We start from the raw sequence: 25,205 nt of genomic DNA on the forward strand, positions 1-25,205 counted from the left end.
TGCCAACACTCCGTTTCCGGGCCTGGCCCATCGGTGCAGGAAACGGAGTTTCCGCAGCACCGGCGCGTGCCAGAATCCGGCCATGGACAGTACCGCCACCACCGCCCTCGATGCCCGCGTCGAACGCATCTGCCGCTACCTGCAGGACAGCCTCGACGAACCCTCGCTGCAGGAACTGGCCAACATCGCCGGCTGCAGCCCGACCCGCCTGCACCGCCTGTTCAAGGAGGCCACCGGGCTGACCCCGAAGCAGTACGCTGCCGCGCTGCGCGCCGATCGCCTGCGCACCGGGCTGCAACAGCAGGAACGCATCACCGACGCCTTCCACGATGCCGGCTTCGGTTCCAGCGGGCGTTTCTACGAAAACGCACCGAAGTTGCTGGGCATGACTCCCAAGCAGTGGCGCGCAGGGGGTCGCGGCGAAGTCATCCACTTCGCGCTTGCCGAAAGTTCACTGGGCAGCGTGCTGGTGGCCAGCAGTGCCACCGGCGTGGTCGCGATCCTGCTCGGCGACGATCCGGAGACGCTACTGCAGTCATTGCAGCAACGCTTCCGCCAGGCCGAACTGGTCGGCGCCGACCAGGGCTATGAACAACTGGTGGCACAGGTGGTGGGCCTGGTCGAGGATCCCACGCGGGGCGCCAGCCTGCCGCTTGACATCCGTGGCACCGCGTTCCAGCAACGGGTGTGGCAGGCGCTGCAGCAGATTCCGCGCGGGCAGACCGCGTCGTATGCGGATATTGCCGCGCGCATCGGCGCGCCCCGCTCGAGTCGTGCGGTGGCACGTGCCTGCGCGAGCAATCCGTTGGCGGTAGCCGTGCCCTGCCACCGCGTGGTGCGCCGCGACGGCGACCTGTCCGGCTATGCGTGGGGTGTAGCGCGCAAGCGCGAACTGCTGCGCCGGGAAAAAGCCTCGACTGCCTGAGGTAGGTGCCCACCTTGGTCGGCACACCGCCAAGCCCTCAATCCAGCTTCACCACCAGCTTGCCGAAGTTGTGCCCCTTCAGCAGCCCGAAGAACGCCTCCGGCGCATTCTCCAGCCCTTCCACCACATCCTCGCGGTACTGGATGCGGCCTTCGCGCAGCCACTGCGGCATCTCGCGTTCGAAGTCCGGCCACAGATGGTTGAAGTCGTGCACGATGAAACCACGCACGGTCAGGCGCTGGCGCAGGATCTGGCTGAACAGTGCGGGCAACCGGTCTGGACCGGGCTGCTCGACGCCGCGCTCGTTGTAGGTGGCGATGGTGCCGCACACCGGAACGCGGGCAAAGTCGTTGAGCAGCGGCAGCACTGCATCCAGCACGTGCCCGCCCACGTTCTCGAAATACACATCGATACCCGCAGGAACCGCCGCGCGCAGCTGGTCCGCAAAATCAGCGGCGCGATGATCCAGCGCCACGTCCACGCCCAGCGTCTGCAGATAGGCACGCTTGGCTTCGCCACCGGCGATGGCGACCACGCGCGCGCCCTGCAGCTTGGCCAGCTGGGCCACGGTCGCACCCACCGGCCCGGTCGCGGCAGCCACCACCAACGTCTCGCCCGGCTTCAAACGGGCGATTTCATGCAGGCTGGAATAGGCGGTGAAGCCGGGCATGCCATATACCCCCAGCGCCGTACTCAGCGGCAGCCCGGCCGGATCCAGCCGGCGCCCCAGTGCCTTGGCCGGCAGCACCACATGGGTCTGCCAGCCACCCGGCGCCAGCACCAGCTCACCTGCGGCCACGCCCTCGGCATTGGACTGCAGCACCTCGGCCACGGTCTGCCCTTCCATCACCTCGCCCACCGCCACCGGCGCGGCGTACGACGGGCCCTCGTCCATGCGTCCGCGCATGTACGGGTCCAGCGACAGGTAGCGGTTGCGCAGCAGCACCTCGCCAGCGGCCAATGACGGCAACGCAACTTGTTCCAGGCGGAAATTGGCTGCACTTGGCGCCCCCTGCGGACGCGACGCAAGCACGATGCGGGAGGTGGTCGAGGAATCGGACATGGCCAGGTCTCTGCTGTTGCCAGCATTGGGAAAGGACTGCCGACACTACGCCGCGGCGATCCCCGATGGCGGCCACGAAAACAGCGTTCCATTGCCCGGACCCGCGCGGGTCCGGCGCCCCCCTTGCCCCTGCAGCTTTGGCGATCGCGGCGACCTGCTGATTTCCACCGCAGGCCATGATCGATTGGCCACGCCCCGCCCCACAACGGAGGATCAAGCACTTGCGCGCGCGCAGACGGCAATGTGAAGAAATCTTGGCAAAACGCTTGCCGAAGGCAGGCGACCTCCGTAATATACGCGTCCTTGGCAGCGACCTCGCTGCAACGAAACATGTGGCCGAGTAGCTCAGTTGGTAGAGCAGGGGATTGAAAATCCCCGTGTCGGCGGTTCGATTCCGTCTTCGGCCACCACTTTCGAAGGCCTGCAGAAATGCGGGTCTTTTTTTTCCGGAAACCGGGTTTGATCACGGTTGCCACACAATTTGGCCGAGTAGCTCAGTTGGTAGAGCAGGGGATTGAAAATCCCCGTGTCGGCGGTTCGATTCCGTCTTCGGCCACCATCTTCAGAGACCTGCAGAAATGCAGGTCTTTTTTTTTGCGCGACCGTGCCTGCCGGCTCTGTAGTACCGTCCTTGGTTCACTGCATGGAGCACTGATGACATGGATGACGCCCCTTCTCTACCCCAACTGCAGCAATCGCTGCGACGCCTGCACTGGCTGGTTGCCGGGCTGTCCGTGTTGTTGCTGGGCCTGACCGCAGTCACGGCCTGGATGCTTTCGCAGCGCGATGCCCCATTACACGTCGATCATTTGAGCACGCGGCAGCTGCAGGTACTCGACGAGCACGGCGTGGTGCGGGTGGAGATTGGCCAGGACAGCGCAGAAGACGGGCGACGAAGCCGAGCAGCGGGCATCCTGATTTTCGATGCCTCCGGCGCCGAGCGAGGCGGCCTGAGTACATTCGAGGACGACAGCGTCGCTCTTGCCCTGGATGCCCCGAAGGGACAGGGCGAGGACCGTTGGCGGGACCGGGCCGGACTCCGTGTGGACGCCGACGGCTCCGCGCAACTGCTGCTGACCGACAATTTGACCCGCGGCGCAATACGCCTGCATTCCAAGGGAACCGGCGGCGGAGGGCTGGACACCTTCAAATGGGATATGAGCAGCGGCACACTGCATACGCGAACGCTTACCTTTGACGGCGACGAGCGCAGTCAACGCCCGTTCGAGCAGTAATTGCAACAGACGGCGGCAATGGTTGCCGGCGCATGGAACCTTTACACGTGGCCTTGGCCGCTCGCCTAAGCTCAGGACTCCTTAACGGAGTACGCCGATGCCTCTGCGCCCCGCCCTGCTCGCCTGCCTGCTGCTGGCCGCCCTGCCGGTGATCGCCGCCGAGCCGGTGCGCGCGGTCGACACGCTGGACATCGATCGCTATGCCGGCCAGTGGCACGAGATCGCGCATCTTCCGGTGTCATTCCAGAAACAGTGCGTCGGCGAAATCACCGCCAACTACGGGCTGCGCCGCGATGGCCGCATCAGTGTCACCAACGCCTGCCGCAACGGCGACGGAGAACGTGTGGTTGCTGAAGGGGTAGCACGCCCGGTTGCCGGCCATCCCGGCCAGCTGCAGGTGCGCTTCGTGCCGGACTGGCTGAGCTGGGTGCCACTGGTCTGGGCCGACTACTGGGTCCTGGCCCTGGACCCGGACTATCAGTGGGCGTTGGTCGGTGAACCGGACCGTAAGTACCTGTGGATCCTCTCGCGCCTGCCGGAAATGGATCGCGCCCGGTTCGAACAGCTGAAAGAAAAAGCCGAAGCCATGGGCTACGACCTCGGCCCGCTGCGCCTGATGGCCCCGATTCGCGATACACCCGCCGACTGAACCTCCCCGCATCCGGCGCACCACGCGCGCGCCATCCGGCGCCGCGCACGCCCGGCCGCCATCTTCACGCGCTACCCTCTGCGACGGGTCGCCACAGGCGATCCAAACGACCATACGCCGTAGTATGCTTATCCAACGCACCCCTCCAGAGGACCTGCGCCCATGCTCCACCGTTTCCGTATCGCCTTGATCGTCCTGTGCACCCTCGCCCTTGTTGCCTGCAACAACGGCATCGTCAAGCGTGTTTCGGAACCGGCGGCCAGCCTGCAGCAGCTGACCGTGCGCGCCGACGGCAACTGGACCGTGGCCCTGCGCCTGCAGAACTACAGCTCCATGCCCATGACCTTCGATGACGTCGCGCTGGCACTGACCGTCGGCGACAGCGACGCCGGCACCCTGCAGGCCAAGCCGGGCATCTCCATCGGCGGCACCTCGGCCGATGTCATCCAGGTCGACCTCGTGCCCAGCTCGGCCGCGCGCCTGGTGGTGGCCGACGCATTGGCCAGCAACCGCACCCTGGCTTACGGCCTGAAGGGAACGGTGGCGGCCACGCCGCAGGAAAAGAAGCAGCGCAGCTTCGACATCAGCAGCCGCAGCACCCTCAACCAGGCCCCGGGCCTGCCGGGCGTGCTGCGCTGACTCCCGCTTTCCGCCGCGGCGCCCGGCGCCGCTCCCCCTGTCCCTGATCAAATCGAGACGTACCGATGAGCAGCTACACCGCCCCGCTTTCCGACCTCCGTTTCGCCCTGCACGATGTGCTCAAGGTCGAACCCCTGTTCGCCCGCCTGGGCTTCACCGACGCCACCGCCGACGTGGTCGATGCCGTGCTGGAAGAAGCCGGCCGCTTCAGCGCCACCGTGCTGGCCCCGCTCAACAGCGTCGGCGACGAGATCGGCTGCGTGCTCGACCAGGCCACCGGTGAAGTGACCACCCCGCCCGGCTTCAAGCAGGCCTACGACCAGTTCGTCGATGGCGGCTGGACCGGCCTGACCGCCTCACCGGAACTGGGCGGCCAGGGCCTGCCGCACACCCTGGGCGTGCCGCTCAACGAAATGATCAACGCCGCCAACCTGGCGTGGGGCAACTTCCCGCTGCTCTCGCACGGCGCCATCGAAGCGCTGAAGCAGCACGGCGAAGCCTGGCAGCACGAGGCCTTCCTCAAGCCGCTGATCGAAGGCCGCTGGACCGGCACCATGTGCCTGACCGAACCGCACTGCGGCACCGACCTGGGCCTGCTCAAGACCAAGGCCGAGCCGAATGCCGATGGCAGCTACGCGATCACCGGCACCAAGATCTTCATCACCGCCGGCGAGCACGACCTGACCGGCAACATCGTGCACCTGGTGCTGGCCAAGCTGCCTGACGCCCCTCCGGGCGCCAAGGGCATCTCGCTGTTCGTCACCCCCAAGTTCAAGGTCGACCGCGACGGCAACGTCGGCGAGCGCAACGCACTGCGCTGCGGCTCGATCGAGCACAAGATGGGCATCAAGGGGTCGGTCACCTGCGTGATGAATTTCGATGGTGCGCAGGGTTACCTGGTCGGCCAGCCGCACAAGGGCCTGCAGGCCATGTTCACCATGATGAACACCGCGCGCCTGGGTGTGGGCCTGCAGGGCATCGGCCTGTCCGAGCGCGCCTACCAGAATGCGCTGAAATACAGCCGTGAGCGCCTGCAGTCGCGCGCCCTCAGCGGCGCCAAGTTCCCCGACAAGCCGGCCGACCCGATCCTGGTCCACCCGGATGTGCGTCGCATGCTGATGACGGTGAAGTCGCTGGTCGAGGGCAGCCGCCTGCTGGCCCTGCACGCTGCCACCCTGATCGATGTCGCCCACCACGCCGAGGACGCCGCCGAGCGCGAGCGCGCCGACACCCTGGTGAGCTTCCTCACCCCGATCTCCAAGGCCTGCCAGACCGAGTGGGGTATCGAGAACACCTACAACGCCCTGCAGTGCTTCGGTGGCCACGGCTACATCCGCGAGCACGGCATGGAGCAGCTGGCGCGCGACGCCCGCATCACCACGCTCTATGAAGGCACCACCGGCATCCAGGCACTGGACCTGATCGGCCGCAAGACCGCGTCCAGCCAGGGCGCCGGCCTGAAGCTGATGCTGGCCGAGATCGAAGCCTTCGCCAAGGAACACGAGGGCAACGAAGCGCTGGCCGAGTTCATCGGCCCGCTGCGCACCAAGGCCGCCGAATGGGGCAAGCTGACGATGGACGTGCTGCAGCGCGCGGCCGCCAACCCGGACGAACTGGGCGCGGCCAGCTACGACTACCTGTTCTATTCGGGGTACGTGGTACTGGCCTACTGGTGGGCCCGCAGCGTGGCCGCCGCCGACGCCAGCGCGCACGGCGCCGCCTTCGCCCAGGGCAAGCGCGAGACCGCGCGGTTCTACTTCGCCCGCGTGCTGCCGCGCACCCTCAGCCACGCCGCCGCCATCCAGGCCGGCGCCGCCCCGCTGATGGCGATGGACGACGAGCGCTTCGGCGCCTGAGCCGGGCTGCCGCCCGGCACCCGCGGTAGTGCTGGCCGCTGGCCGGCAACCGCACTAGCAACAGCTGCATCCCGGTGGATGGCGGGGCGGTGTGGGTTGGCAGGACACGCCGTAAACCCATCCTTGGGGGCTCGATGGCGCCATCCATGGCGCCAACGGTCCTGCCAACCCACACCGCCCCGCCTCTGACAGTCCCCCGCGATCTGCCGTAAATCCACGCCACGCGTGGATGGAAACCACCGAAATCCCTCTGGAGAAAAGCCCCCTTTTGTTAAAGGGGGCGCGCCGAAGGCGCGGGGAATAGGTGGAATGCGCGGACCTGAATGTTGACGATTTGCGTATCGCCGACAGGCGATACACAAATCGTCAACATTCAGGTATAAGCTGTTCTCCCGATGGAGACAGACACTACACGCTTGGGTCTGATCGAAGCCGGAGCTCCGTTTTCTGCTCCGGGCGCCGAAGCATCGCCCAACGCCACGACGCTGCATCGCCCCGGTTCGGTCCGGCTGCTCTCGCTTGATGCCCACGGACGCGTACTGGACTGGATCACCTGGCAGGATGCGGCGTGCCTCTACGCCCGCGAAGCCGTCGCCTGGACACTCGGCGATCCCTGCCTGCACATCCACGGCGGCACCAATCGCTTCAGCGGTCTGCAGAGCGGCATGGACCTGCACCCGATCATCGCCGCCCGCGGCCACGCCCGCTCCCGCGCGATCGACCCGACGCCGAACCTGACCAACCCGGCCCTGTTCGCCCGCGACGCCCACCTGTGCATGTACTGCGGCCAGCAGTTCAACCGCCCCACGCTTACCCGCGACCACGTCATGCCGCTGTCCAAGGGCGGCCTGGACTGCTGGGAAAACGTGGTCACCGCCTGCTTCCACTGCAACTCGCGCAAGAGCGACCGCACCCCGCAGCAGGCCGGAATGCCGTTGCTGGCGGTGCCCTACCGGCCCAGCTGGATCGAGCATCTGATCCTGTCAAACCGCAACATCCTGGCCGACCAGATGGCCTTCCTGAAGGCGCAATTGCCGAAGCGCTCAAAACTGAGCACCTGAATCGCCGAAAATGCAACCCTCACCGTCCTGTCACGGGCGGCGGCGTTTGCTTGCCCCACCCCCGTTTGAGGGCGAAAATGGGCGTTCAGAACAAGTGCGAACATGATGATCGACTCTGCCCGCTATCCCCGCCTCGCGCGCATCCAGACACCGGATGACCTGCGCACGTTCGACGAATCCGAATTGAGGGCGGTCGCCGACGAACTGCGCGCCTACCTCATCGAATCGGTGGGCAAGAGCGGCGGCCACTTCGCCGCCGGCCTGGGCGTGATCGAACTCACCGTGGCCCTGCACTACCTGTACCAGACCCCGCAGGACCAGCTGGTCTGGGACGTCGGTCATCAGACCTACCCACACAAGATCCTGACCGGTCGCCGCGACGAGATCCACACCGTCAAGCAGAAGGACGGCGTGGCGCCGTTCCCGAAGCGTGAAGAGAGCGAGTACGACACCTTCGGCGTCGGCCATTCGTCGACCTCGATCTCGGCCGCGCTCGGCATGGCCATCGCTCGCCAGTCCGAAGGCGACAACCGCCAGGTCGTTGCGGTGATCGGTGACGGTGCGATGACCGCCGGCATGGCCTTCGAAGCGCTGATGCACGCCGGCGGCATGGAGCCGGAGCCGAACCTGCTGGTGATCCTCAACGACAACAACATGTCGATCTCCGAGGCGGTCGGCGGCCTGACTAAGATGCTCGGCCGTGCCACCGGCAGCCGCACGCTCAATGCACTGCGCGAAGGCGGCAAGAAGATCCTCGGCGACAAGAAGAACAACCCGGCGCGCTTCGTGAAGCGCTGGGAAGAACACTGGAAGGGCATGTTCGTGCCGTCCACGATGTTCGAGGAAATGGGCTTCCACTACACCGGCCCGATCGACGGCCACGACATGCCCGCCCTGCTGTCCACGCTGAAGACGCTGCGCGCCTCCAAGGGCCCGAAGCTGCTGCACGTGATGACCACCAAGGGCAAGGGTTACGAGCCGGCCGAAGGCGATCAGATCGGTTACCACGCGGTGGGTCCGTTCGATCCGGACAAGGGCCTGGTGGCCAAGGCCGGCGCCAAGAAGCCCACTTACACCGACGTGTTCAGCGACTGGCTGTGCGATGCCGCCGCTGCCGAGCCACGCCTGTACGGCATCACCCCGGCGATGCGCGAAGGCTCCGGCCTGGTGCGCTTCAGCAAGGAATACCCGCAGCGCTATTTCGACGTCGCGATCGCCGAACAGCACGCGGTCACGCTGGCCGCCGGCATGGCGACCCAGGGGGGCAAGCCGGTGGTGGCGATCTATTCGACCTTCCTGCAGCGCGCGTACGACCAATTGGTGCACGACGTGGCCATCCAGGACCTGGATGTACTGTTCGCGATCGACCGCGCCGGCGTGGTCGGCCCGGACGGTGCGACCCACGCCGGCAACCTCGACCTGAGCTTCCTGCGCTGCGTGCCGAACATGGTGGTGATGGCGCCATCCAATGAAGCCGAGTGCCGGCAGATGCTCAGCACCGGCCTGCAGCACCCGGGCCCGGCCGCCGTGCGCTATCCGCGCGGCACCGGCACCGGCGTCGCCGCCGGCACCGACCTGTCCACCCTGCCGATCGGCAAGGGCGAGTTGCGCCTGCAGGGCAGTCGTATCGCCCTGCTCGCCTTCGGCAGCACCGTGGCCGCCGCCGAACAGGTTGGCCGCGAACTGGGCCTGAGCGTGGTCAATATGCGTTTCATCAAGCCGCTGGACCGCGAGCTGGTGCTGGCTGTCGCCGCCCAGCACGAGGGGCTGGTGACGATCGAAGACAACGTGGTGGCCGGTGGCGCCGGCTCCGGCGTCGGTGAGCTACTCAATGCCGAAGACGTGCTGCGCCCGATCCTCCACCTGGGCCTGCCCGACAGTTACCAGCATCACGCCAGCCGCGAGGACCTGCTGGCCGAAGCCGGCATCGACGCCGCAGGCATCCGCGCGGCCGTACTCAAGCGCTGGCCGCAGCTGGCTGCCGGGACCCCGCCGCTCAGCGCGGCAGGCTGAGACCGGTCACCACCCAGTGGATCCACGCATGGTGTGGATCCACTGCGGAACAGGGGTCGATCCACGCCATGCGTGGGGACAGATCAGGGAGCCCCAGCCCTCAGCCGTAGCTGACCGCTTCCACGAACGCGCCGCTGGCCTCCACCCGCACCGCAGCGCGCTGCCCGGTGTCGACGAAGTGGAGGCGTGCAAGGGTTTCAGCGAAATCGTAGGCCCGGGCACCATCGCGGAACTCGATCGGTTCCGGCCGGTCCGGGTGCAGCACGCGCCATTGGCGTTGCTCGCATTGCAGGCGGATCAACATGCAGCTCACTCCTTGAGGCAGCGTATCGACGGTGGCGGGACGGGCGTGCCGGTTACGGCAGACTTCATCGCGGCGGATCAGGGGCACGCAGAGGTGCCCTGATCGCAGAAGATACGACGTTCAAAATGTGAGCTGTATCAGATTATTCTGATTTTCGAGGCGCGTGCTCAATTCACCTGGAACTGCGCCCGGCAACCGTCGCTGACCCAGATGCCACGGCGGTCCCAGCCCCAGGTCTGGCCCTCGATGCAGGCGCTGCGTGAATCCTGACGGACCAGGCGCACACCACGACGGATGCGCGCATCACAGTACTCCTGGCGATGACCGTTGGAATGGCAGGTGATCACCTCACCCCCACCCCAGCCATTGCCGCCATTGCCCCAGCCGTTGCCATGGCCACCACCCCAGCCACCGCCGCGGCGGTACTCGCCAACGAACTCGGCACGACAGCCCTGGGTGACCCAGACACCGTAGCGCGATTGTCCCCAGGTCTCGCCTTCCACGCACGGCGAACCCGACAACTGGCGGATCATCCGGGCACGGCCTTCCAGGCGGCATTCATTGCTGCGGTTCTTGATCGATTCGCAGCGTACGATGCCGCCGCCATCACGACCGCCGTAGCGATCGTCGTCATAACCGTAACCATAGCTCTGCGCCTGCGCGCCGCCCGCGGCCGCCAGCATTGGCAGCAGGGTGCAGGCCAGGGTGCGCCAGGTGAGTGCCTTGCCCATCGGGATCTCCGGATGAATACGATGGCGCAAGCATCCGGGATTCGTTGCGCGGCGCACAGGGGGCGCCCTACGGCGGTTTTTTCCCCATTCAAACAACTCAACCGTGGCTGACTGCGCCTCGGCCGGTGGCGTCAACTTCCGACGTGGAGTGCGTCCACCGAATTGCCGAGCGCCTCGACCCGTACCGTGCTGCGCTGGCCGGTACGGCGGTGGTGCTCCAGGGCCCGCGCCGCAGCGACATCGAAAGCCTCGGCGCCCCGTGCATAACGGGTGGCGTCATGCGCCTGCGGATCCAGTACGGACCAGTGCCGGGCGTTGCATTTAACGGTAATGACCATTGGAAGACTCCTGCGGAATGAAGGCACGCCGGCAGCGGAAGGCCCTGAGCGCCGGTACACCATCAGGCTAGCGAGCACCTCCGGGATGGCCTATCAGATTTGTACGAAAATGCCGCGCCGGACTGTCAGACCGCACCGCCCTCACATCCCTGAGGCCGTTTAGTGAATCCCTTTCGTGACCCTTGTCACGGAGTTGGCAGAGCTTCACACTACCGTCACCAACAGGGGCCCCTTCCACATGCGCACCTTCTTCTCGCAGCAGCGTTCGACGTTGCTGAAGTTCTACTTCGTGGCCAGCTATCTGGTGCTGATCGAGGAACTGATCCGCGCCGCCCTGCACTGAGCACTTGCTGCCGTTTTTCCTGCGGCCGACACTGTTGCTTTAGGCACGGAGCTCCGCCGATGAAATCCCTTCTTCTGATTCCCGCGCTACTGGTCCTGGTCGCCTGCGCCAGCCCGGACAAGGCACCCACGCACGCCGAAGCGACAGCCACGCCGGTGGTCGGCGGTGATCGCGATGCGCATGGCTGCATCGGTTCGGCCGGCTACCAGTGGTGCGAGCACAGCCAGCGTTGCGAACGCCCGTGGGAACTGGCGCAGGCACAGGGCCTGGCCAATACCGCCGAGGCCATCGATGCCTACTGCGCAAAGCCGGCCAGCCCGGCGCGCAAGTGAGTCGCGTCCACCATGGCTGAGCTGAGTCCGCTCCCCACCCTGGCCCCGGGCCGCTACCGCCACTTCAAGGGCGGCGAGTACGAAGTGCTGGACATCGTCCGCAGCAGCGAGACCCTGCAGCCGATGGTGCTGTACCGCGCGTTGTATGGCGAAGGCGGCCTGTGGGTACGCCCGTACGCCATGTTCGTCGAGCAGGTACCCGGCGAGCACGGACCGCAACCACGTTTCGCCCGCATCGACGCATGACGGTTCCGCTGCCGGTCCAGGCCGGCAGCGCGCGGCAACACAGCGGGCCTGCGCTACAATCGTACCGTCCAGTCGGTTTCTTCCCGCCATGTCCGCATCCCCCTCCCGTTCGCGCCGCAAGGCGCCCGACAGCGTGCGCCAGTCACTGCTGCAGGCCACCATTGAAGTGATCGGCCGTAACGGCCTGGCCGCGCTGACCGTGCAGGACGTCGCGCAGGCCGCTGGTGTCAGCAAGGGTGCGTTGTTCCATCATTTCAGCAGCAAGCAGGCACTGGTGGATGAAGCCATCGGCGCGCTCATCGGCGAGTTCGAAGCGCGGGTACGCGCCCTGCTGCAGGAAAATCCCGAAGGCCATGGCCGTTTCAGCCGCGCCTATGTACAGGCCAATTTCGAGCATCTGCTGCAGCAGGAACAGGACAACGACATCGGCCTGACCCTGGGCAACCTGATGGAACCGGCCCTGCTCGCGCATTGGCGCACCTGGAAGCGTGCAATGCTGGCCGAATTCGCCGGCGAAGCCAACGATCCCCGACTGTATGCGGCGCGCTGCGCGGCCGATGGCTACTGGGCCACGGCCTATGGGCGCCCGCTGGACGAGGAGGAACGCATCAACGCACTGGCCATGGCCGAACAGGCCCTGAAACTGTGCGACCCGCAGTGAGCTGGAGCGCGCAATGAATCCCTACCTCTACCTTGCTGCAGCCATCATGCTGGAAGTGATTGCCACATCACTGTTGAAGGCCTCCGACGGCATGAGCCGGCTGGCGCCGACGCTGGGCGCGCTGGTCGGCTACGGGCTGTGCTTCTACTTGTTGTCGATGACCATGAAGTCGATCCCGACCGGCATCGCCTACGCGATCTGGTCCGGCGTCGGCATCGTGCTGATCTCGCTGATCGGGCTGGTGGTGTTCAAGCAGCGCCTGGATGCACCCGCGTTGATCGGCATCGGCCTGATCTGCGCCGGCGTACTAGTGATCAATCTGTTCTCGCGCAGCAGCGCACACTGAGCACGCTGCTGCGCGACACACGCTAGCTGACCTTCTTCGCTACGGTCATGCCGAGCAGGAACAGCACCACGGCGATGATGATGCCGGCCCAGAACAGGAACTTGGCGATGCCCACCGCGGCACCGGCAATGCCGCCGAAGCCGAGCACGCCCGCAATGACGCCGATGATGGCGAAGATGATGGCCCACTTGATCATGTCAAACCTTTCCCCGCGGGGACTGCGTACTGGATGATCAGGCTAGGCCGTGGCCGATGCGGCAGTCGTGAACAGGCCGCGTGCGCGGCGTGAATCAGCGCGGACGGAAGCGCAGCAGCGCGACGGCAAACGCCAGGAACACGCTGCCCACCAGCCGCTCGAACCAGCGTCGTGCAAACGGCTTGGCCAGCCAGCGGCGCAGGCCATGGCCACCTGCTGCATACATCACGTACCAGAACAGTTCGCAGGCGGCGAAGGTGGCCACCAGCACGCTGTACTGCAACGCCTGGCCGCGTGACGGATCAACGAACTGCGGCAGGAACGCCGCCGCGAACAGCAGCAGCTTGGGATTGCTCAGGCCCACCAGAAGGCCACCACGGAACACGGTCCAGGCACCAAGCGTCGGCGTCATCGGCAGTGCGGCATCCACCGTCACCGCAGGCGCGGGACGGCAGCTGTCGCGCCATGCCTTCAGGCCCAGCCAGGCCAGGTAGGCCACACCCAGATAGCGCAGCACTTCGAACAGCATCGGCGAGGAATGAAGCAATGCGCTCAGGCCAGCAGCGGACGCGGCCAGCACCAGCAGCATCGCCAGCAGGCAGCCGGCCATCGCCGGCACACTGCCGCGGAAGCCGAGTCCGACGCTGCGGCCGAGGATATGCAGCATGTTCGGCCCCGGCGTGCCACACAGAACGAACACCGTGGCCAGGAACCACCACCAGGTATGCAGGGCCATTTCAAAATCCACGCAGGAAAACCCAGCAAGCTTAGAGCGTGACCATGGCCTGCGTCACATACAGCCTGACGCGGATGCGACGGTTACAGACGCGTACTCACGACGTCAGCAGACGCGCGCTGCGCAGCTCTACCCAGGCCGAGCGCAGGACCCTCAACGCCGAGCGCAGGAACAATACCAGCAGTGCGACCGCTACCAGCAGATCCGGCCAACCCGCACCGAACAGCGCTACCAGGCCCGCGGCCAGCAGCACCGATACGCCCTCATACAGATCATTGCGCGAGCATTCCCAGGCGGACGCCAGGTTGATGTCGTCGTTGCGATAAGGGGTCAGCAACCACAGGCACGCCGCGTTGGCGGCCAGGTTGAGCAGCGCCGCCAGGCCCATGCTGGCAAACAAGGGCACCTCCGGATGCAGCAACCGCCATCCGATCTGCGCAGCCACCGCGAGCGCTGCCACCAGGATCAGTAGCCCCTTGAACAGGGCAACCCGCGCCTTGGCCACGAGGCCTGCGCCGACCACGGCCAGGCTCAATGCATAGGTCGCCGCGTCACCCAGGTTGTCCAGGGCGCCAGACAACAGCGAGGACGAATGGCTGTACCCGGCAGCAGCGACCATCAACGCAAAGGTGGCCAGATTGACCAGCAGCACGATCCACAGCACGCGCCGGTGCCGCGCCTGCATCGCCGCCACGTCCAGGGTCTTGCCACAGCCGCAACACTCGCCCATCGCCCCGCCCTCCCATTGGTAGCGACATTATCGCGCCGCAGCAGCACCGGGGTCGATCAGACCCCGCTCGCGGACCTGCCCAACGCCCACGTACTGCGCAATGCCCTTCCTCAGTGTGCTGCAATGGCCGCCTCTTCCCTGGAGCAATGCATGAAGACCCTCGGCCTGATCGGCGGCATGAGCTGGGAAAGCTCGGCCCAGTACTACCGGCTCATCAACGAGGACGTGCGGCAGCGCCTCGGTGGCGCGCACTCCGCGCAACTGCTGCTGTGGTCGGTGGACTTCGCCCCGATCAAGCAGCTGCAGCACGACGGCGACTGGGACGCACTGGGCGACCACATGGTCGACGCCGCACGACGCCTGCAGGCCGGTGGTGCCGATCTGCTGCTGGTCTGCACCAACACCATGCACACGCTGGCCGACCGCATCGAGGCGGCCTGCCCACTGCCGCTGCTGCATATCGTCGATCCCACCGCCCAGGCCATCGTGCAGGCAGGCGCACGCAAGGTGGGCCTGCTCGGCACCGCCTTCACCATGGAGCAGGACTTCTACCGCGGCCGGCTGCAGGATCGCTTCGATCTGGAAGTGCTGGTGCCCGATGCCGATGACCGGCGCAGCGTGCACGACATCATCTACCAGGAGCTGATTGCCGGCGTGGTCAGCGAGCACTCTCGGCAGGTCTATGCCGGCGTGATCGCGCGACTGGTGGCGCGCGGTGCCGAAGCGATCATTCTTGGCTGCACCGAGATCATGCTGCTGGTACGCCCGGAGGACAGTGCAGTGCCGTTGTTCGATACCACTGCCCTGCATGCGCGGGCTGCGGTGGACGCAGCACTGGCCTGATCCTGCCTTCGATGCAGCGCGGAATCAGTCCGCGCCCTGCACTTCCAGCGCGGTGATCAGCCACTCGACCACCGCCTGGGAATCGCAGAGGAAGAAGATGGCATCGCCGGAGCGCGCTTCGGTAAGCAGGCGATAGACCGTGATCGCCACCGCCGACTGGTTGGCGATGAACACTTCCGGGCTGCGCGGCCCTTCGCTGTGGCCGGCAACCGCGTGCAGCGCCTTGCGTGCGGCCACGGTCGCAGCCGGGTCCGCGCTGCGGGCCAGTTCCGGCCCGCGCAGACCCCAGGCAATGAACACGTGCTTGCCCTTGAACGTGGTGTCCAGGACCCGCACCTCGGCGCCGCCTGCGTCGGCCGAGCGATGAATGACGGTACTGCTGATCAACGCAACCCCCTGTGGTCGTCGTGGTCCGCGCATCCTCCCCCACAGGCCGCCCGCACACCAGTGACGGCAGCCACAGGCTGCGCCGACAGGCGTGGAAGACATGTAAGAAGGTGTAAACCGATGCGATCGGATGTGCAGCGATGATACGGGATGTAAGCCTCTGCATGGGCCCGTGCGCACTACTAAATCCTTACTGAGCCACTTCCGGAACGATGCGTTCCGACGGCCCCGTGCTGGGTCATTCTTGCCGCCCGAATCCCCGCTCGAGGCTCCCCATGACCCTTCGCCCGCTGCTGCCGATCACCGGCGCCGCCCTTGCCCTGCTGCTGGCCGCCACCGCCGTGGCCGCCCAGGACTACGACACTGATCACATTCCAGCGCTGCGCTGCGAATCCCAGTTCAACAAGACCGAGCAATGCCCCATCCAGGGCCCGATGCGCCTGGCCAGGCAACTGTCAGTCACCCGCTGCGTGGAGAACCAGAACTGGGGCCAGAGCCGCCGCATGCTGTGGGTGACCGATGGCTGCCGTGCCGAGTTCGTCGCCGACGGATACGGGCGCTGGCCGGGACGTGGCCGCGGCCGTGACCGCGACAACGAGGGTGAACGCCTGGTCTGCGAGTCCTACGAGAACAAGGACAAGGAGTGCCGGATTCGCGTTCGTCACGGGGTACGGCTGGTCAAGCAGAAATCGGTGACGACCTGCATCGAGGACCGCAACTGGGGCTGGGACCGTCGCGGCGTGTGGGTCAGCGACGGCTGCCGTGCCGAGTTCCGGGTGTATTGACTGCCTGCCACGCGCTGGCTGCAACGAGTAGGCGTGCGTGCAAGGCGGAGTCGATAGACTATGGCCTGCATGGCATGGAGCACGACATGGAACGATGGTATCTGGCGACGCTGCTGGCGTTGATCCTGCATCAGATCGACGCTGCGTTCTGGCAGGAATGGACCATGTTCCATGTGCCCGGCGGCATCCAGGGCTTCCTGCTGTTCAACCTGTTCGCAGTCGGCGCCGTGCTTTGGGGTTATCGCCATACCCTGCTGGGCACATCCACGGCGCGCGGCTATGCACTGGTCTGTGGCGCGCTCGGCATTGGCACGGCGTTGATCCACCTGGCGTTTGCCCTGCTCGGTCGCAATGAATTCCACCTGCCGCTGTCGATCATCGTCCTGCTCGCCTGTTTTGTATCGGGTGGCGGCCTGTTGCTGCAGCTCCGCCCGCGATGAGCCGGACGTCGCGTTCTCCGCGCCTGCGTAACGGCAGCCCCCAGGACGCGGATGCCTTGATCGCGCTCGACAGCGTGGCAGCCACTGATCCAGAGCGGATCATGCAGATTGGCAACTGGCTGGCACACGGCGGCCTGCAGGTCGCCGAGCAGGACGGCAGGGTCGTCGGCTACCTGGTCATGCATCACCACTTCTTCGGCGAGGCCTTCGTCGAGATGCTGATGGTGTCGCGCGAACGGCGCGGCCAGGGCATCGGTACCGCACTGCTGCGACACGCGATCGCACGGCGCGGTCGCGGCAAGCTGTTCACCTCGACCAATGCCTCCAACATCGGCATGCAGCGCCTGCTCGTTGCGTCGGGCTTCATCGACAGCGGCATCGTGCACGGACTGGATGACGGCGACCCGGAGCTGATCTACCGCTTCGCTGAAGACTGATCATCGGCATCAGCAGCGCGCACAAAAAAGCCCGCGCATTGCTGCGCAGGCTTCTTGATTCATCACAGTGGTCGGGACGGCCGGATTCGAACCGACGACCCTCTGCCCCCCAGGCAGATGCGCTACCAGGCTGCGCTACGCCCCGACTGATGCTGCGATGTGCCCGCCAGTGCGGCGGGCCGTGAAGTATAGCGGATTACGATGGAAATGGGATCAGCGACGCAACAACTGCAGCACTTCTTCCAGCTCCATGCGCACCTGCTTGATGATCTGGTTGCTCAGCGCCGATTCCTCGCGGGCATCGGGCCCATCCAGACGCAGGCGTGCGCCACCGATGGTGTAGCCCTGTTCGTACAGCAGGCTGCGGATCTGCCGCACCATCAGCACGTCGTGGCGCTGGTAGTAGCGGCGGTTGCCTCGGCGCTTGGCCGGCTCAAGGCTGGGAAACTCGGTTTCCCAGTAGCGCAGGACGTGCGGCTTGACTTCGCACAGCTCGCTGACTTCACCGATGGTGAAGTAGCGCTTGGCCGGGATCGGCGGTAGTTCGCGGTTACTGCCCGGATCCAGCATAAGCTTCCACCCTCTCCTTGAGCTTCTGGCCCGGACGGAAGGTGACCACCGTACGGGCGGAAATCGGAATTTCCTCGCCGGTCTTGGGGTTGCGACCCGGGCGCTGGTTCTTGCGCCGCAGATCGAAATTACCGAAGCCCGACAGCTTCACCTGACGTCCCTGTTCCAATGCTTCACGCAGCACATCGAAAAACGCGTCGACGAATTCCTTGGCTTCCCGCTTGTTCAGACCGACTTCGTCGAACAGCTTTTCCGCCATCTCCGCCTTGGTCAATGCCATTGCCTGCTACCCCCGAGTGCTGCCCGCTCAGCCGCGGATCCGGGCGTGGTGTTCACGCTCGATGGCAGTGACCGCCTCGGCCACCACCGCATCCACGTCGCGGTCCGTCAGAGTGCGCGACTTGTCCTGCAAAATCAAGCCCATAGCGAGACTCTTGAATCCCGGCTCGACGCCCTGGCCGACATAGCGGTCGAACAGGTTCAGGTCGCGCAGCAGCGGGCCGGCGGCCTGGCGGACGGTCGCCGCCAGATCGGCCCAGGCCACCTGTTCAGGCACCAGGAACGCCAGGTCGCGGCGCACGGCCGGGAAGCGCGACAGCTCGCCCGCACGCGGCAGGCGGCGGGCGGTCAGCGGTTCCAGATCCAGTTCGAAGGCGTAGACGTCGGATTCGATGTCCATCGCCTTGACCAGGCGCGGATGGACCTGACCGATCCAGCCGATCGCCACGCCATCGCGGAACACCTCGGCCGAGCGCGCCGGGTGGCCGTAGGGACGGGCCGACGGGCGGAACTCCAGCTGCGCTCCACTGGCAGCCGCCAGCGATTCCAGGTCGCCCTTCAGGTCATGGAAATCGACCTTGCGGGTCGGCAGACCCCACTGCACCGCCTGCGCGTCACCGCAGACCGCAGCGGCCACGCGCGGGGTTTCCAGCGGCGCCGGTTGGCCGTCTCCGGCCTGCTGGGCGAACACGCGGCCGAGTTCGAACAGGCGCACGCGACCGAGCTGGCGGGCGGCATTGCGGCCGAGGGTGGCGACCAGGCCCGGCAGCAGCGACGGGCGCATCACCGCCAGTTCGGCCGACAGCGGGTTGGCCAGCGGCACCAGGCCGTCGCGCAGCTGCCACTGGGTCAGCAGCGCGTCGTCGACGAAGGCGAAGTTGACGGTTTCCTGCTGGTCGCGGGCGATCAGCTGGCGGCGCACGCTCAGTGCGTCCAGCTGGGTCTCGCTCGGCATCGCCACGCGGGCGGCGCCGCCCGGCAGCGTGGTCGGAATCTGCTCGTAACCGTGGATACGGGCCAGCTCTTCGATCAGGTCTTCTTCGATGGCGATGTCGAAACGGCGGCTCGGCGCAGCGACATGCCAGCCCTCGGCAGTGGCGGCCACGTCCATGCCCAGCGCGCGCAGGATGCGCTCGACTTCGGCGTCGTCGATGGTGATGCCGAGTACGCGGGTGATGCGCGCGCGGCGCAGCACGATCGTCGCCGGCTGCGGCAGGTCATCGGCGCGCACGGCCTCGGTGACCGGCGCCGAGGTACCGCCGGCCAGGTCCAGCACCAGGCGGGTGGCGTATTCGATGGCGGTGCGCGGCAATGCCGGGTCGACGCCACGCTCGAAGCGATGGCCTGCATCGGTATGCAGGCCGAGCTTGCGGCCACGGCCCATGATCGCGGCCGGCGCGAAGTGCGCGGCCTCCAGGAACACCGCGGTGGTGGCGTCGGTGACGCGGGTGTCGAAGCCGCCCATCAGGCCGGCCAGGCCGACCGCACGGTCAGCATCGGTAACCACCAGGAAGCTGTCGTCCAGTGCGGCATCGCGGCCGTCCAGCAGCTTCAGGCTCTCGCCCGCGCGCGAACGGCGCACGGCGATGCTGCCCTGCAGGGTACCGAGGTCGTAGGCATGCATCGGCTGGCCCAGCTCCAGCATCACGTACTGGGTGATGTCGACCAGCAGCGAGACCGGACGCACACCGCTGCGGCGCAGGCGCTCGGCCATCCACAGCGGGGTCTTGGCAGCGGCGTTGACGCCTTCGATGACGCGGCCCAGGTAACGCGGCGCTTCGGCGCCGGCATCGAGCTGGATCGACAGTTCGCGGCTGCCGACCGGCGCAATGGCGTCGGCCGCGAAGTCCAGCACTTCACTGCGGGTCGCGGCGGCGACGTCATAGGCGATGCCGCGCAGGCTGAAGCAGTCGGCGCGGTTCGGGGTCAGCTTGATCTCGATGCTGGCGTCCGGCAGCCCCAGGTACTCGACCAGGGACTGGCCGACCGGTGCGTCGTCCGGCAGCTCCAGCAGGCCGGAAGCATCGTTGTCCAGGCCCAGCTCCTTGGCCGAGCACAGCATGCCGTTGGACTCGACGCCGCGCAGCTTGGCCGGCTTGATCTTCAGCTCGCCGATCTGCGCACCGACCATCGCCAGCGGCGCGACCAGGCCCGGGCGCGCGTTCGGCGCGCCGCACACGATCTGCAGCAGCTCGCCCTGCCCGGCATCGACCTTGCACACCTGCAGGCGATCCGCTTCCGGATGGCGCACGGCTTCCACGATGCGCGCCACGACCACGTGGTCGAGGCCGTCGCCGAGCGCGGTCACCTCTTCCACTTCCAGGCCGATGGCGGTCAGCACCGCGCTGAGCTCATCGCGCGAGGCGGAGGTCGGGACGTGGCTGCGCAGCCAGTTTTCGGAGAATTTCATGGTGTCACCCTGGTGGGAGGTGTGCCTCCCGTTGCGGTTTTTGTGGTCGCCCAGCGCATGCGCAAGGAGGCGTCCATCCAGAAAAGCAGCCGAGCATGGCTCGGCTCTACACGGTTGCGGCTTACGCGAACTGCTTCAGGAACCGCACGTCGTTCTCGAAGAACGCGCGCAGGTCGTTGACGCCGTAGCGCAGCATCGCGAAACGCTCCACGCCCATGCCGAAAGCGAAGCCGGTGTAACGCTCCGGATCGATGCCGACATTGCGCAGCACGTTCGGATGGACCATGCCGCAGCCGAGCACTTCCAGCCAGCGGGTGCTGCCATCAGGCTGCTGCCAGGCGATGTCCACCTCCGCGCCCGGCTCAACGAACGGGAAGTAGCTGGGACGGAAACGCATTTCGAAATCGCGCTCGAAGAACGCGCGCACGAATTCGGCCAGCGTGCCCTTCAGGTCGGCGAAGGTCGAATGCTCGTCGACCAGCAGGCCTTCGACCTGGTGGAACATCGGCGAATGGGTCTGGTCGCTGTCGCTGCGGTACACCTTGCCGGCGGCGATCATGCGCAGCGGCGGCGCGTGGTCGCCCATGTAGCGCACCTGCACACCAGAGGTATGCGTGCGCAGCAGGCGGCCGTCGCCGAAGTAGAAGGTGTCGTGCATGGCGCGCGCCGGGTGGTGCGGCGGGAAGTTCAGCGCCTCGAAGTTGTGCCAGTCATCCTCGATCTCCGGCCCTTCCGAGAGCTCGTAGCCCAGCCGGCCGAAGATGCCGGTGATGCGCTCCAGGGTGCGGGTGATCGGATGCAGGCCGGCACGGTCGCCATTGCGGCCCGGCAGGGTGATGTCGATGGCTTCGGCGGCCAGGCGCGCATCCAGTGCCGCGTCTTCCAGCAGCGCCTTGCGCTCGCCCAGTGCGCGGGTCAGCGCATCGCGGGCCTGGTTGATCGCTTCACCGGCGGCCTTGCGCTCGTCGGCCGGCAGGGCGCCGAGCTGCTTGAGCTGCGAAGTGATGCTGCCACTCTTGCCAAGCAGGGCCACGCGCAGCTGTTCCAGCACGTCGGGGCTCTGTGCGGCGGCCACATCGGCCAGCGCCTGGGTGGTGAGGGATTGGATGTCGCTCATGGGGGGCCGGAACTCCAGTCGATCTGCCATCGCGATGCGCGAAGGGCCGACCCCTGTCGCCACCGCCGTCCCCGCGCTGCCGTCGTGGCCTCGCCGGGACCCAAAAAAGAATGGGGAAGGACTTGCGCCCTTCCCCATGCATTGCCTTGACCTGACACCGTTCCGAGTGAACGGTTACGGCATCGGGAAGGACTTATGCCGCCAGCGCGCCCTTGGCCTTTTCAGCCAGCGCAGCAAAACCAGCTGCGTCGTGCACGGCGATGTCAGCCAGGACCTTGCGATCCAGGGTGATGCCGGCCTTCAGCAGACCGTTCATGAAGCGGCTGTAGCTCAGGCCGTTGATGCGGGCAGCCGCATTGATACGGGTGATCCACAGCGAACGGAAGTTGCGCTTCTTCTGCTTACGGCCGATGTAGGCGTACTGCTGTGCCTTGATGACCGCCTGCTTGGCGACGCGGAAGACCTTGCGACGGGCGTTGTAATAGCCCTTGGCGAGATCCAGAATTTTCTTGTGGCGGCGACGCGCCTGTACGCCACGCTTAACTCGTGCCATTTTTCAGTTCCTCAGAGGTAAGGGAGCATGCGGTCCAGACGGCCTGCGTCTTCTGCACGGACATGGCCCGTCTGACGCAGATTACGCTTACGCTTGGTCGCTTTCTTCGTGAGGATGTGGCTACGGTTGGCGTGGCCGCACTTGTACTTGCCCGAGGCGGTCTTGCGGAAACGCTTGGCCGCTGCCCGGTTGGTCTTGATCTTGGGCATTGCAATGTCCTTGATGGGATATGACCCTGGTTTCTGACTGATCTGGCGGCGGCCTGGGCCGCTCTTTCCGTCCTGCCATGATCGGCGTACGACCCGTCCTGGGTGGGTCGAGCCGGGCATGATACAGGCAAAACCGCCCTGTCACCAGCCCCTGCAACCCTTTTGCCGACAATTCACCGGCTTCCTGCAAAAGCAAAGGGACGCCAATGGCGCCCCTTTACCCTGAACCATTCAGCCAGGCGCCCCGGAAGGCGGCCCGTCAGGCCTCAGGTCTTCTTCTTCGGCGCGATCATCATGACCATCTGACGCCCTTCCAGGCGCGGACGGGATTCAATGACGATGTCCTCGCCCAGATCGGTCTCGATCCGGTTGGCCATTTCACGACCCAGTTCCTGGTGGCTCATTTCACGGCCACGGAAACGGATGTTGACCTTGATCTTGTCGCCTTCTTCGAGGAACCCGCGCATCTTGCGCAGCTTGATCTGGTAGTCGCCCTCGTCCGTGACCGGACGGAACTTCACTTCCTTGATCTCGACCTGCTTGGTCTTCTTCTTGGCCTCGCTGGCCTTCTTCTGCGCTTCGAACTTGAACTTGCCGAAGTCCATGATCTTGCAGACCGGCGGATCGGCCTGCGGCTGGATTTCGACCAGGTCCAGGCCTTCATCTTCGGCCATGGACAGCGCTTCGTCGCGCGACAACACGCCGATCATTTCTCCGTCACTGCCGATCACGCGGACGCGCGGCACACGGATTTCCTGATTCTTGCGGTTCTGTTTGTTGTCAGGGGTGCTGATATTACGTTCTCCCAAGGGTATCGAACCGGCCCGGGTGCCTCTGCGCCCGGACCGGACCTTTGCTTACGCGCCCTCGGCGTGGAGCCGCTCGATGAAGGCCTGCAGGCTCATGCTGCCCAGATCTTCGCCAGAACGCGTACGCACCGCTACAGCCCCATTTTCCTTCTCGCGGTCACCGATGACCAGCAGGTAGGGCACGCGCTGCAACGTATGCTCGCGGATTTTATAGCCGATCTTCTCGTTACGCAAATCCGAGCTGACGCGGAAGCCTTGCTCCGCAAGGGTTTTGGTCACGCCCGAGACGTACTCGGCCTGGGCGTCGGTGATGTTGGCCACCACCACCTGGGTCGGGGCCAGCCAGGCCGGGAACTGGCCGGCATGGTGCTCGATCAGGATGCCCAGGAAGCGCTCCATCGAGCCGACGATGGCGCGGTGCAGCATGACCGGGTGCTTCTTCTGGCTGTTCTCGTCCACGTACTCGGCGCCCAGGCGGCCCGGCATCATGAAGTCGACCTGCATGGTACCCAGCTGCCAGGTACGGCCGATGGCGTCCTTCAGGTGGTACTCGATCTTCGGGCCATAGAAGGCACCCTCGCCCGGCAGCTCCTGCCATTCCACGCCACAGGCGGTCAGCGCCGAGCGCAGCGCGCCTTCGGCCTTGTCCCAGGTGGCGTCGTCACCCAGGCGCGATTCCGGGCGCAGCGCGATCTTGATCTGGATGTCGTCGAAGCCGAAGTGCTGGTAGACCGCCAGCGCCTGCTGGTGGAAGGCCGTCACTTCCGACTCGATCTGGTTTTCCGTGCAGAACACGTGGCCGTCGTCCTGGGTGAAGCCACGCACGCGCAGGATGCCGTGCAGCGCGCCGGACGGCTCGTTGCGGTGGCAGGAGCCGAACTCACCGTAGCGGATCGGCAGGTCGCGGTAGCTGTGCAGGCCCTGGTTGAACACCTGGATGTGGCCCGGGCAGTTCATCGGCTTGACCGCGTACGTGCGCTTCTCCGATTCGGTGAAGAACATGTTGTCCTGGTAGTTGTCCCAGTGGCCGGACTTCTTCCACAGGCTCACGTCCAGGATCTGCGGGCAGCGCACCTCGCCGTAGCCGCTGTTGCGGTAGACCTTGCGCATGTACTGCTCGACCACCTGCCACAGCGCCCAGCCCTTCGGGTGCCAGAACACCAGGCCCGGCGCCTCTTCCTGCAGGTGGAACAGGTCCTGCTGCTTGCCGATGCGGCGGTGGTCGCGCATCTCGGCTTCCTCGATGCGCTTGATGTACGCCTCGAGCTGCTTCTTGTCGGCCCAGGCGGTGCCGTAGATGCGCTGCAGCTGTTCGTTCTGCGCGTCGCCACGCCAGTAGGCGCCGGAGATGCGGGTCAGCTTGAAGGCCTTCAGGAAGCGCGTGTTCGGCACGTGCGGGCCGCGGCACATGTCCACGTATTCCTGGTGGTAGTACATGCCCATCGCCTGGATATCGTCGGACATGTCCTCGATCAGGCGCAGCTTGTAGTCCTCGCCACGGGACTTGAAGATCTCGATCACTTCCGCGCGCGGCGTCACCTTCTTGATGACGTCGTAGTCCTGGGCGATCAGCTCACCCATGCGCTTCTCGATCGCGGCCATGTCCTCCGGGGTGAACGGGCGCTCGGAGTAGATGTCGTAGTAGAAGCCTTCGGCGATCACCGGGCCGATCACCATCTTCACGTCCGGGTACAGCTGCTTGACGGCGTGGCCGACCAGGTGGGCGCAGGAGTGGCGGATGATCTCCACGCCCTCCTCGTCCTTGGCGGTGATGATGCGCAGGCTGGCATCGTGGTCGATGACGTCGCTGGCATCGACCAGCACGCCATCCACGGCACCGGCGATGGTGGCCTTGGCCAGGCCGGCGCCGATCGACTGGGCGACGTCCATGACGCTGACGGGGTTTTCAAACTCGCGGCGGCTGCCGTCGGGAAGGGTAATGTTGATCATCGCAGTGGCTTC

General features: G+C 65.9%; 31 protein-coding genes and 3 tRNA genes. 17 read left to right on the top strand and 17 right to left on the bottom strand.

Annotated features, from left to right (window positions below; translation table 11 throughout):
• The first annotated feature begins 82 nt into the window (after nt 1-82).
• A complete protein-coding gene (locus AC13FN_RS10465; protein WP_054172210.1) occupies nt 83-925 on the top strand; it encodes a bifunctional transcriptional activator/DNA repair enzyme AdaA in 843 nt (280 codons plus the stop codon).
• A 37-nt stretch (nt 926-962) separates the two neighbouring features.
• Here AC13FN_RS10465 and AC13FN_RS10470 read toward each other — a convergent pair whose 3' ends face one another.
• Nucleotides 963-1,988 carry an NADP-dependent oxidoreductase gene (locus tag AC13FN_RS10470; RefSeq protein WP_482984877.1) on the bottom strand — a complete coding sequence of 342 codons (1,026 nt, stop codon included), beginning with the start codon at nt 1,986-1,988 and terminating at the stop codon, nt 963-965.
• A gap of 334 nt (nt 1,989-2,322) precedes the next feature.
• Between AC13FN_RS10470 and AC13FN_RS10475 the strand changes: the two genes are divergently transcribed.
• The 8 genes from AC13FN_RS10475 to dxs all read left to right on the top strand — a co-directional run bounded on the left by AC13FN_RS10475 (nt 2,323) and on the right by dxs (nt 9,441).
• Nucleotides 2,323-2,398 (top strand) — tRNA-Phe (locus AC13FN_RS10475).
• Between the two features lie 73 nt (nt 2,399-2,471).
• Nucleotides 2,472-2,547, top strand: a tRNA-Phe gene (locus tag AC13FN_RS10480).
• Nucleotides 2,548-2,647: 100 nt separating this feature from the next.
• Nucleotides 2,648-3,223, top strand: coding sequence for a hypothetical protein (locus AC13FN_RS10485; RefSeq protein WP_482984876.1), 576 nt, complete (start codon nt 2,648-2,650; stop codon nt 3,221-3,223).
• 97 nt (nt 3,224-3,320) lie between these two features.
• The gene (locus AC13FN_RS10490; RefSeq protein WP_049437370.1) at nt 3,321-3,872 is read left to right on the top strand and encodes a lipocalin family protein; all 552 of its coding nucleotides are present in this window, start codon (nt 3,321-3,323) and stop codon (nt 3,870-3,872) included.
• A 162-nt stretch (nt 3,873-4,034) separates the two neighbouring features.
• A complete protein-coding gene (locus tag AC13FN_RS10495; RefSeq protein WP_049401709.1) occupies nt 4,035-4,511 on the top strand; it encodes an LEA/WHy family protein in 477 nt (158 codons plus the stop codon).
• A gap of 65 nt (nt 4,512-4,576) precedes the next feature.
• Complete coding sequence (locus AC13FN_RS10500) at nt 4,577-6,367, top strand: acyl-CoA dehydrogenase C-terminal domain-containing protein (RefSeq protein WP_049437368.1); 1,791 nt, start codon at nt 4,577-4,579, stop codon at nt 6,365-6,367.
• Nucleotides 6,368-6,762: 395 nt separating this feature from the next.
• The gene (locus AC13FN_RS10505; protein ID WP_019336875.1) at nt 6,763-7,428 is read left to right on the top strand and encodes an HNH endonuclease; all 666 of its coding nucleotides are present in this window, start codon (nt 6,763-6,765) and stop codon (nt 7,426-7,428) included.
• Between the two features lie 105 nt (nt 7,429-7,533).
• Entirely contained in the window at nt 7,534-9,441 is a 1,908-nt protein-coding gene (gene dxs / locus AC13FN_RS10510; protein WP_478412754.1) for a 1-deoxy-D-xylulose-5-phosphate synthase, read from the top strand.
• Nucleotides 9,442-9,541: 100 nt separating this feature from the next.
• On the opposite strand, the gene AC13FN_RS10515 is transcribed toward dxs, so the two are convergent.
• The 3 genes from AC13FN_RS10515 to AC13FN_RS10525 form a co-directional block, all read right to left on the bottom strand.
• Nucleotides 9,542-9,745, bottom strand: coding sequence for a hypothetical protein (locus AC13FN_RS10515; protein WP_005417823.1), 204 nt, complete (start codon nt 9,743-9,745; stop codon nt 9,542-9,544).
• Nucleotides 9,746-9,912: 167 nt separating this feature from the next.
• On the bottom strand, nt 9,913-10,476 hold the full coding sequence (locus AC13FN_RS10520; RefSeq protein ID WP_010486507.1) for a DUF3011 domain-containing protein: 564 nt from the start codon (nt 10,474-10,476) through the stop codon (nt 9,913-9,915).
• Between the two features lie 131 nt (nt 10,477-10,607).
• Complete coding sequence (locus AC13FN_RS10525; protein ID WP_049434145.1) at nt 10,608-10,814, bottom strand: hypothetical protein; 207 nt, start codon at nt 10,812-10,814, stop codon at nt 10,608-10,610.
• Between the two features lie 402 nt (nt 10,815-11,216).
• Between AC13FN_RS10525 and AC13FN_RS10530 the strand changes: the two genes are divergently transcribed.
• From AC13FN_RS10530 to AC13FN_RS10545, 4 genes are all read left to right on the top strand, one after another.
• Nucleotides 11,217-11,489: a hypothetical protein gene (locus AC13FN_RS10530; RefSeq protein ID WP_257471529.1), complete on the top strand. Its 273-nt coding sequence runs from the start codon at nt 11,217-11,219 to the stop codon at nt 11,487-11,489.
• Between the two features lie 12 nt (nt 11,490-11,501).
• Nucleotides 11,502-11,735 carry a DUF1653 domain-containing protein gene (locus tag AC13FN_RS10535; RefSeq protein WP_019660549.1) on the top strand — a complete coding sequence of 78 codons (234 nt, stop codon included), beginning with the start codon at nt 11,502-11,504 and terminating at the stop codon, nt 11,733-11,735.
• An 88-nt stretch (nt 11,736-11,823) separates the two neighbouring features.
• Nucleotides 11,824-12,396 (top strand): TetR/AcrR family transcriptional regulator, encoded by a 573-nt coding sequence (locus AC13FN_RS10540; RefSeq protein WP_482984875.1) that lies wholly within the window; start codon nt 11,824-11,826, stop codon nt 12,394-12,396.
• A gap of 13 nt (nt 12,397-12,409) precedes the next feature.
• Nucleotides 12,410-12,742, top strand: a complete 333-nt coding sequence (locus AC13FN_RS10545; RefSeq protein WP_049434138.1) for an SMR family transporter — start codon at nt 12,410-12,412, stop codon at nt 12,740-12,742.
• 22 nt (nt 12,743-12,764) lie between these two features.
• On the opposite strand, the gene AC13FN_RS10550 is transcribed toward AC13FN_RS10545, so the two are convergent.
• From AC13FN_RS10550 to AC13FN_RS10560, 3 genes are all read right to left on the bottom strand, one after another.
• Nucleotides 12,765-12,938 carry a DUF1328 domain-containing protein gene (locus AC13FN_RS10550; RefSeq protein ID WP_006380555.1) on the bottom strand — a complete coding sequence of 58 codons (174 nt, stop codon included), beginning with the start codon at nt 12,936-12,938 and terminating at the stop codon, nt 12,765-12,767.
• Between the two features lie 94 nt (nt 12,939-13,032).
• The gene (locus tag AC13FN_RS10555) at nt 13,033-13,674 is read right to left on the bottom strand and encodes a LysE family translocator (RefSeq protein ID WP_019336882.1); all 642 of its coding nucleotides are present in this window, start codon (nt 13,672-13,674) and stop codon (nt 13,033-13,035) included.
• Between the two features lie 97 nt (nt 13,675-13,771).
• Entirely contained in the window at nt 13,772-14,404 is a 633-nt protein-coding gene (locus AC13FN_RS10560) for a cation efflux transmembrane domain-containing protein (RefSeq protein WP_049434135.1), read from the bottom strand.
• 150 nt (nt 14,405-14,554) lie between these two features.
• Here AC13FN_RS10560 and AC13FN_RS10565 point away from each other — a divergent pair, with 150 nt between their 5' ends.
• On the top strand, nt 14,555-15,247 hold the full coding sequence (locus AC13FN_RS10565) for an aspartate/glutamate racemase family protein (protein ID WP_049434133.1): 693 nt from the start codon (nt 14,555-14,557) through the stop codon (nt 15,245-15,247).
• 24 nt (nt 15,248-15,271) lie between these two features.
• Here the strand turns inward: AC13FN_RS10565 and AC13FN_RS10570 are convergent, their stop codons facing one another.
• Complete coding sequence (locus AC13FN_RS10570; RefSeq protein ID WP_049434130.1) at nt 15,272-15,667, bottom strand: hypothetical protein; 396 nt, start codon at nt 15,665-15,667, stop codon at nt 15,272-15,274.
• 242 nt (nt 15,668-15,909) lie between these two features.
• Here AC13FN_RS10570 and AC13FN_RS10575 point away from each other — a divergent pair, with 242 nt between their 5' ends.
• From AC13FN_RS10575 to AC13FN_RS10585, 3 genes are all read left to right on the top strand, one after another.
• Nucleotides 15,910-16,419, top strand: coding sequence for a DUF3011 domain-containing protein (locus AC13FN_RS10575; RefSeq protein WP_049434128.1), 510 nt, complete (start codon nt 15,910-15,912; stop codon nt 16,417-16,419).
• Nucleotides 16,420-16,505: 86 nt separating this feature from the next.
• Nucleotides 16,506-16,859, top strand: coding sequence for a DUF6713 family protein (locus AC13FN_RS10580; protein WP_049434126.1), 354 nt, complete (start codon nt 16,506-16,508; stop codon nt 16,857-16,859).
• The gene (locus AC13FN_RS10585; RefSeq protein ID WP_054172219.1) at nt 16,856-17,296 is read left to right on the top strand and encodes a GNAT family N-acetyltransferase; all 441 of its coding nucleotides are present in this window, start codon (nt 16,856-16,858) and stop codon (nt 17,294-17,296) included. Before AC13FN_RS10580 ends, AC13FN_RS10585 begins: the two co-directional genes overlap by 4 nt.
• A 68-nt stretch (nt 17,297-17,364) precedes the next feature.
• Here the strand turns inward: AC13FN_RS10585 and AC13FN_RS10590 are convergent.
• The 9 genes from AC13FN_RS10590 to thrS form a co-directional block, all read right to left on the bottom strand.
• Nucleotides 17,365-17,441: transfer RNA gene (locus AC13FN_RS10590), tRNA-Pro, on the bottom strand.
• 68 nt (nt 17,442-17,509) lie between these two features.
• Complete coding sequence (locus tag AC13FN_RS10595) at nt 17,510-17,866, bottom strand: MerR family transcriptional regulator (RefSeq protein ID WP_482984874.1); 357 nt, start codon at nt 17,864-17,866, stop codon at nt 17,510-17,512.
• The gene (locus AC13FN_RS10600; RefSeq protein WP_005410432.1) at nt 17,847-18,146 is read right to left on the bottom strand and encodes an integration host factor subunit alpha; all 300 of its coding nucleotides are present in this window, start codon (nt 18,144-18,146) and stop codon (nt 17,847-17,849) included. The genes AC13FN_RS10595 and AC13FN_RS10600 overlap by 20 nt, the downstream gene beginning before the upstream one ends.
• A gap of 27 nt (nt 18,147-18,173) precedes the next feature.
• Nucleotides 18,174-20,555, bottom strand: a complete 2,382-nt coding sequence (gene pheT, locus AC13FN_RS10605; protein ID WP_482984873.1) for a phenylalanine--tRNA ligase subunit beta — start codon at nt 20,553-20,555, stop codon at nt 18,174-18,176.
• A 121-nt stretch (nt 20,556-20,676) separates the two neighbouring features.
• Nucleotides 20,677-21,672, bottom strand: a complete 996-nt coding sequence (locus AC13FN_RS10610; protein WP_005417865.1) for a phenylalanine--tRNA ligase subunit alpha — start codon at nt 21,670-21,672, stop codon at nt 20,677-20,679.
• Nucleotides 21,673-21,865: 193 nt separating this feature from the next.
• On the bottom strand, nt 21,866-22,225 hold the full coding sequence (gene rplT / locus AC13FN_RS10615) for a 50S ribosomal protein L20 (RefSeq protein ID WP_005410435.1): 360 nt from the start codon (nt 22,223-22,225) through the stop codon (nt 21,866-21,868).
• Between the two features lie 11 nt (nt 22,226-22,236).
• The gene (gene rpmI, locus AC13FN_RS10620) at nt 22,237-22,434 is read right to left on the bottom strand and encodes a 50S ribosomal protein L35 (RefSeq protein ID WP_005410436.1); all 198 of its coding nucleotides are present in this window, start codon (nt 22,432-22,434) and stop codon (nt 22,237-22,239) included.
• 266 nt (nt 22,435-22,700) lie between these two features.
• Nucleotides 22,701-23,243 (bottom strand): translation initiation factor IF-3, encoded by a 543-nt coding sequence (gene infC, locus AC13FN_RS10625; protein WP_079222586.1) that lies wholly within the window; start codon nt 23,241-23,243, stop codon nt 22,701-22,703.
• A gap of 48 nt (nt 23,244-23,291) precedes the next feature.
• Nucleotides 23,292-25,193, bottom strand: coding sequence for a threonine--tRNA ligase (gene thrS / locus AC13FN_RS10630; protein ID WP_482984872.1), 1,902 nt, complete (start codon nt 25,191-25,193; stop codon nt 23,292-23,294).
• Nucleotides 25,194-25,205 lie beyond the last annotated feature (12 nt).

Source organism: Stenotrophomonas sp. 115C5 (assembly GCF_056861055.1).

Coding starts and splice junctions, on each gene's coding strand:
- AC13FN_RS10465 (WP_054172210.1), top strand. CDS start 83: ATGGACAGTACCGCCACCACCGCCCTCGATGCCCGCGTCGAACGCATC.
- AC13FN_RS10470 (WP_482984877.1), bottom strand. CDS start 1,988: ATGTCCGATTCCTCGACCACCTCCCGCATCGTGCTTGCGTCGCGTCCG.
- AC13FN_RS10485 (WP_482984876.1), top strand. CDS start 2,648: ATGGATGACGCCCCTTCTCTACCCCAACTGCAGCAATCGCTGCGACGC.
- AC13FN_RS10490 (WP_049437370.1), top strand. CDS start 3,321: ATGCCTCTGCGCCCCGCCCTGCTCGCCTGCCTGCTGCTGGCCGCCCTG.
- AC13FN_RS10495 (WP_049401709.1), top strand. CDS start 4,035: ATGCTCCACCGTTTCCGTATCGCCTTGATCGTCCTGTGCACCCTCGCC.
- AC13FN_RS10500 (WP_049437368.1), top strand. CDS start 4,577: ATGAGCAGCTACACCGCCCCGCTTTCCGACCTCCGTTTCGCCCTGCAC.
- AC13FN_RS10505 (WP_019336875.1), top strand. CDS start 6,763: ATGGAGACAGACACTACACGCTTGGGTCTGATCGAAGCCGGAGCTCCG.
- dxs (WP_478412754.1), top strand. CDS start 7,534: ATGATCGACTCTGCCCGCTATCCCCGCCTCGCGCGCATCCAGACACCG.
- AC13FN_RS10515 (WP_005417823.1), bottom strand. CDS start 9,745: ATGTTGATCCGCCTGCAATGCGAGCAACGCCAATGGCGCGTGCTGCAC.
- AC13FN_RS10520 (WP_010486507.1), bottom strand. CDS start 10,476: ATGGGCAAGGCACTCACCTGGCGCACCCTGGCCTGCACCCTGCTGCCA.
- AC13FN_RS10525 (WP_049434145.1), bottom strand. CDS start 10,814: ATGGTCATTACCGTTAAATGCAACGCCCGGCACTGGTCCGTACTGGAT.
- AC13FN_RS10530 (WP_257471529.1), top strand. CDS start 11,217: ATGAAATCCCTTCTTCTGATTCCCGCGCTACTGGTCCTGGTCGCCTGC.
- AC13FN_RS10535 (WP_019660549.1), top strand. CDS start 11,502: ATGGCTGAGCTGAGTCCGCTCCCCACCCTGGCCCCGGGCCGCTACCGC.
- AC13FN_RS10540 (WP_482984875.1), top strand. CDS start 11,824: ATGTCCGCATCCCCCTCCCGTTCGCGCCGCAAGGCGCCCGACAGCGTG.
- AC13FN_RS10545 (WP_049434138.1), top strand. CDS start 12,410: ATGAATCCCTACCTCTACCTTGCTGCAGCCATCATGCTGGAAGTGATT.
- AC13FN_RS10550 (WP_006380555.1), bottom strand. CDS start 12,938: ATGATCAAGTGGGCCATCATCTTCGCCATCATCGGCGTCATTGCGGGC.
- AC13FN_RS10555 (WP_019336882.1), bottom strand. CDS start 13,674: ATGGCCCTGCATACCTGGTGGTGGTTCCTGGCCACGGTGTTCGTTCTG.
- AC13FN_RS10560 (WP_049434135.1), bottom strand. CDS start 14,404: ATGGGCGAGTGTTGCGGCTGTGGCAAGACCCTGGACGTGGCGGCGATG.
- AC13FN_RS10565 (WP_049434133.1), top strand. CDS start 14,555: ATGAAGACCCTCGGCCTGATCGGCGGCATGAGCTGGGAAAGCTCGGCC.
- AC13FN_RS10570 (WP_049434130.1), bottom strand. CDS start 15,667: ATGCGCGGACCACGACGACCACAGGGGGTTGCGTTGATCAGCAGTACC.
- AC13FN_RS10575 (WP_049434128.1), top strand. CDS start 15,910: ATGACCCTTCGCCCGCTGCTGCCGATCACCGGCGCCGCCCTTGCCCTG.
- AC13FN_RS10580 (WP_049434126.1), top strand. CDS start 16,506: ATGGAACGATGGTATCTGGCGACGCTGCTGGCGTTGATCCTGCATCAG.
- AC13FN_RS10585 (WP_054172219.1), top strand. CDS start 16,856: ATGAGCCGGACGTCGCGTTCTCCGCGCCTGCGTAACGGCAGCCCCCAG.
- AC13FN_RS10595 (WP_482984874.1), bottom strand. CDS start 17,866: ATGCTGGATCCGGGCAGTAACCGCGAACTACCGCCGATCCCGGCCAAG.
- AC13FN_RS10600 (WP_005410432.1), bottom strand. CDS start 18,146: ATGGCATTGACCAAGGCGGAGATGGCGGAAAAGCTGTTCGACGAAGTC.
- pheT (WP_482984873.1), bottom strand. CDS start 20,555: ATGAAATTCTCCGAAAACTGGCTGCGCAGCCACGTCCCGACCTCCGCC.
- AC13FN_RS10610 (WP_005417865.1), bottom strand. CDS start 21,672: ATGAGCGACATCCAATCCCTCACCACCCAGGCGCTGGCCGATGTGGCC.
- rplT (WP_005410435.1), bottom strand. CDS start 22,225: ATGGCACGAGTTAAGCGTGGCGTACAGGCGCGTCGCCGCCACAAGAAA.
- rpmI (WP_005410436.1), bottom strand. CDS start 22,434: ATGCCCAAGATCAAGACCAACCGGGCAGCGGCCAAGCGTTTCCGCAAG.
- thrS (WP_482984872.1), bottom strand. CDS start 25,193: ATGATCAACATTACCCTTCCCGACGGCAGCCGCCGCGAGTTTGAAAAC.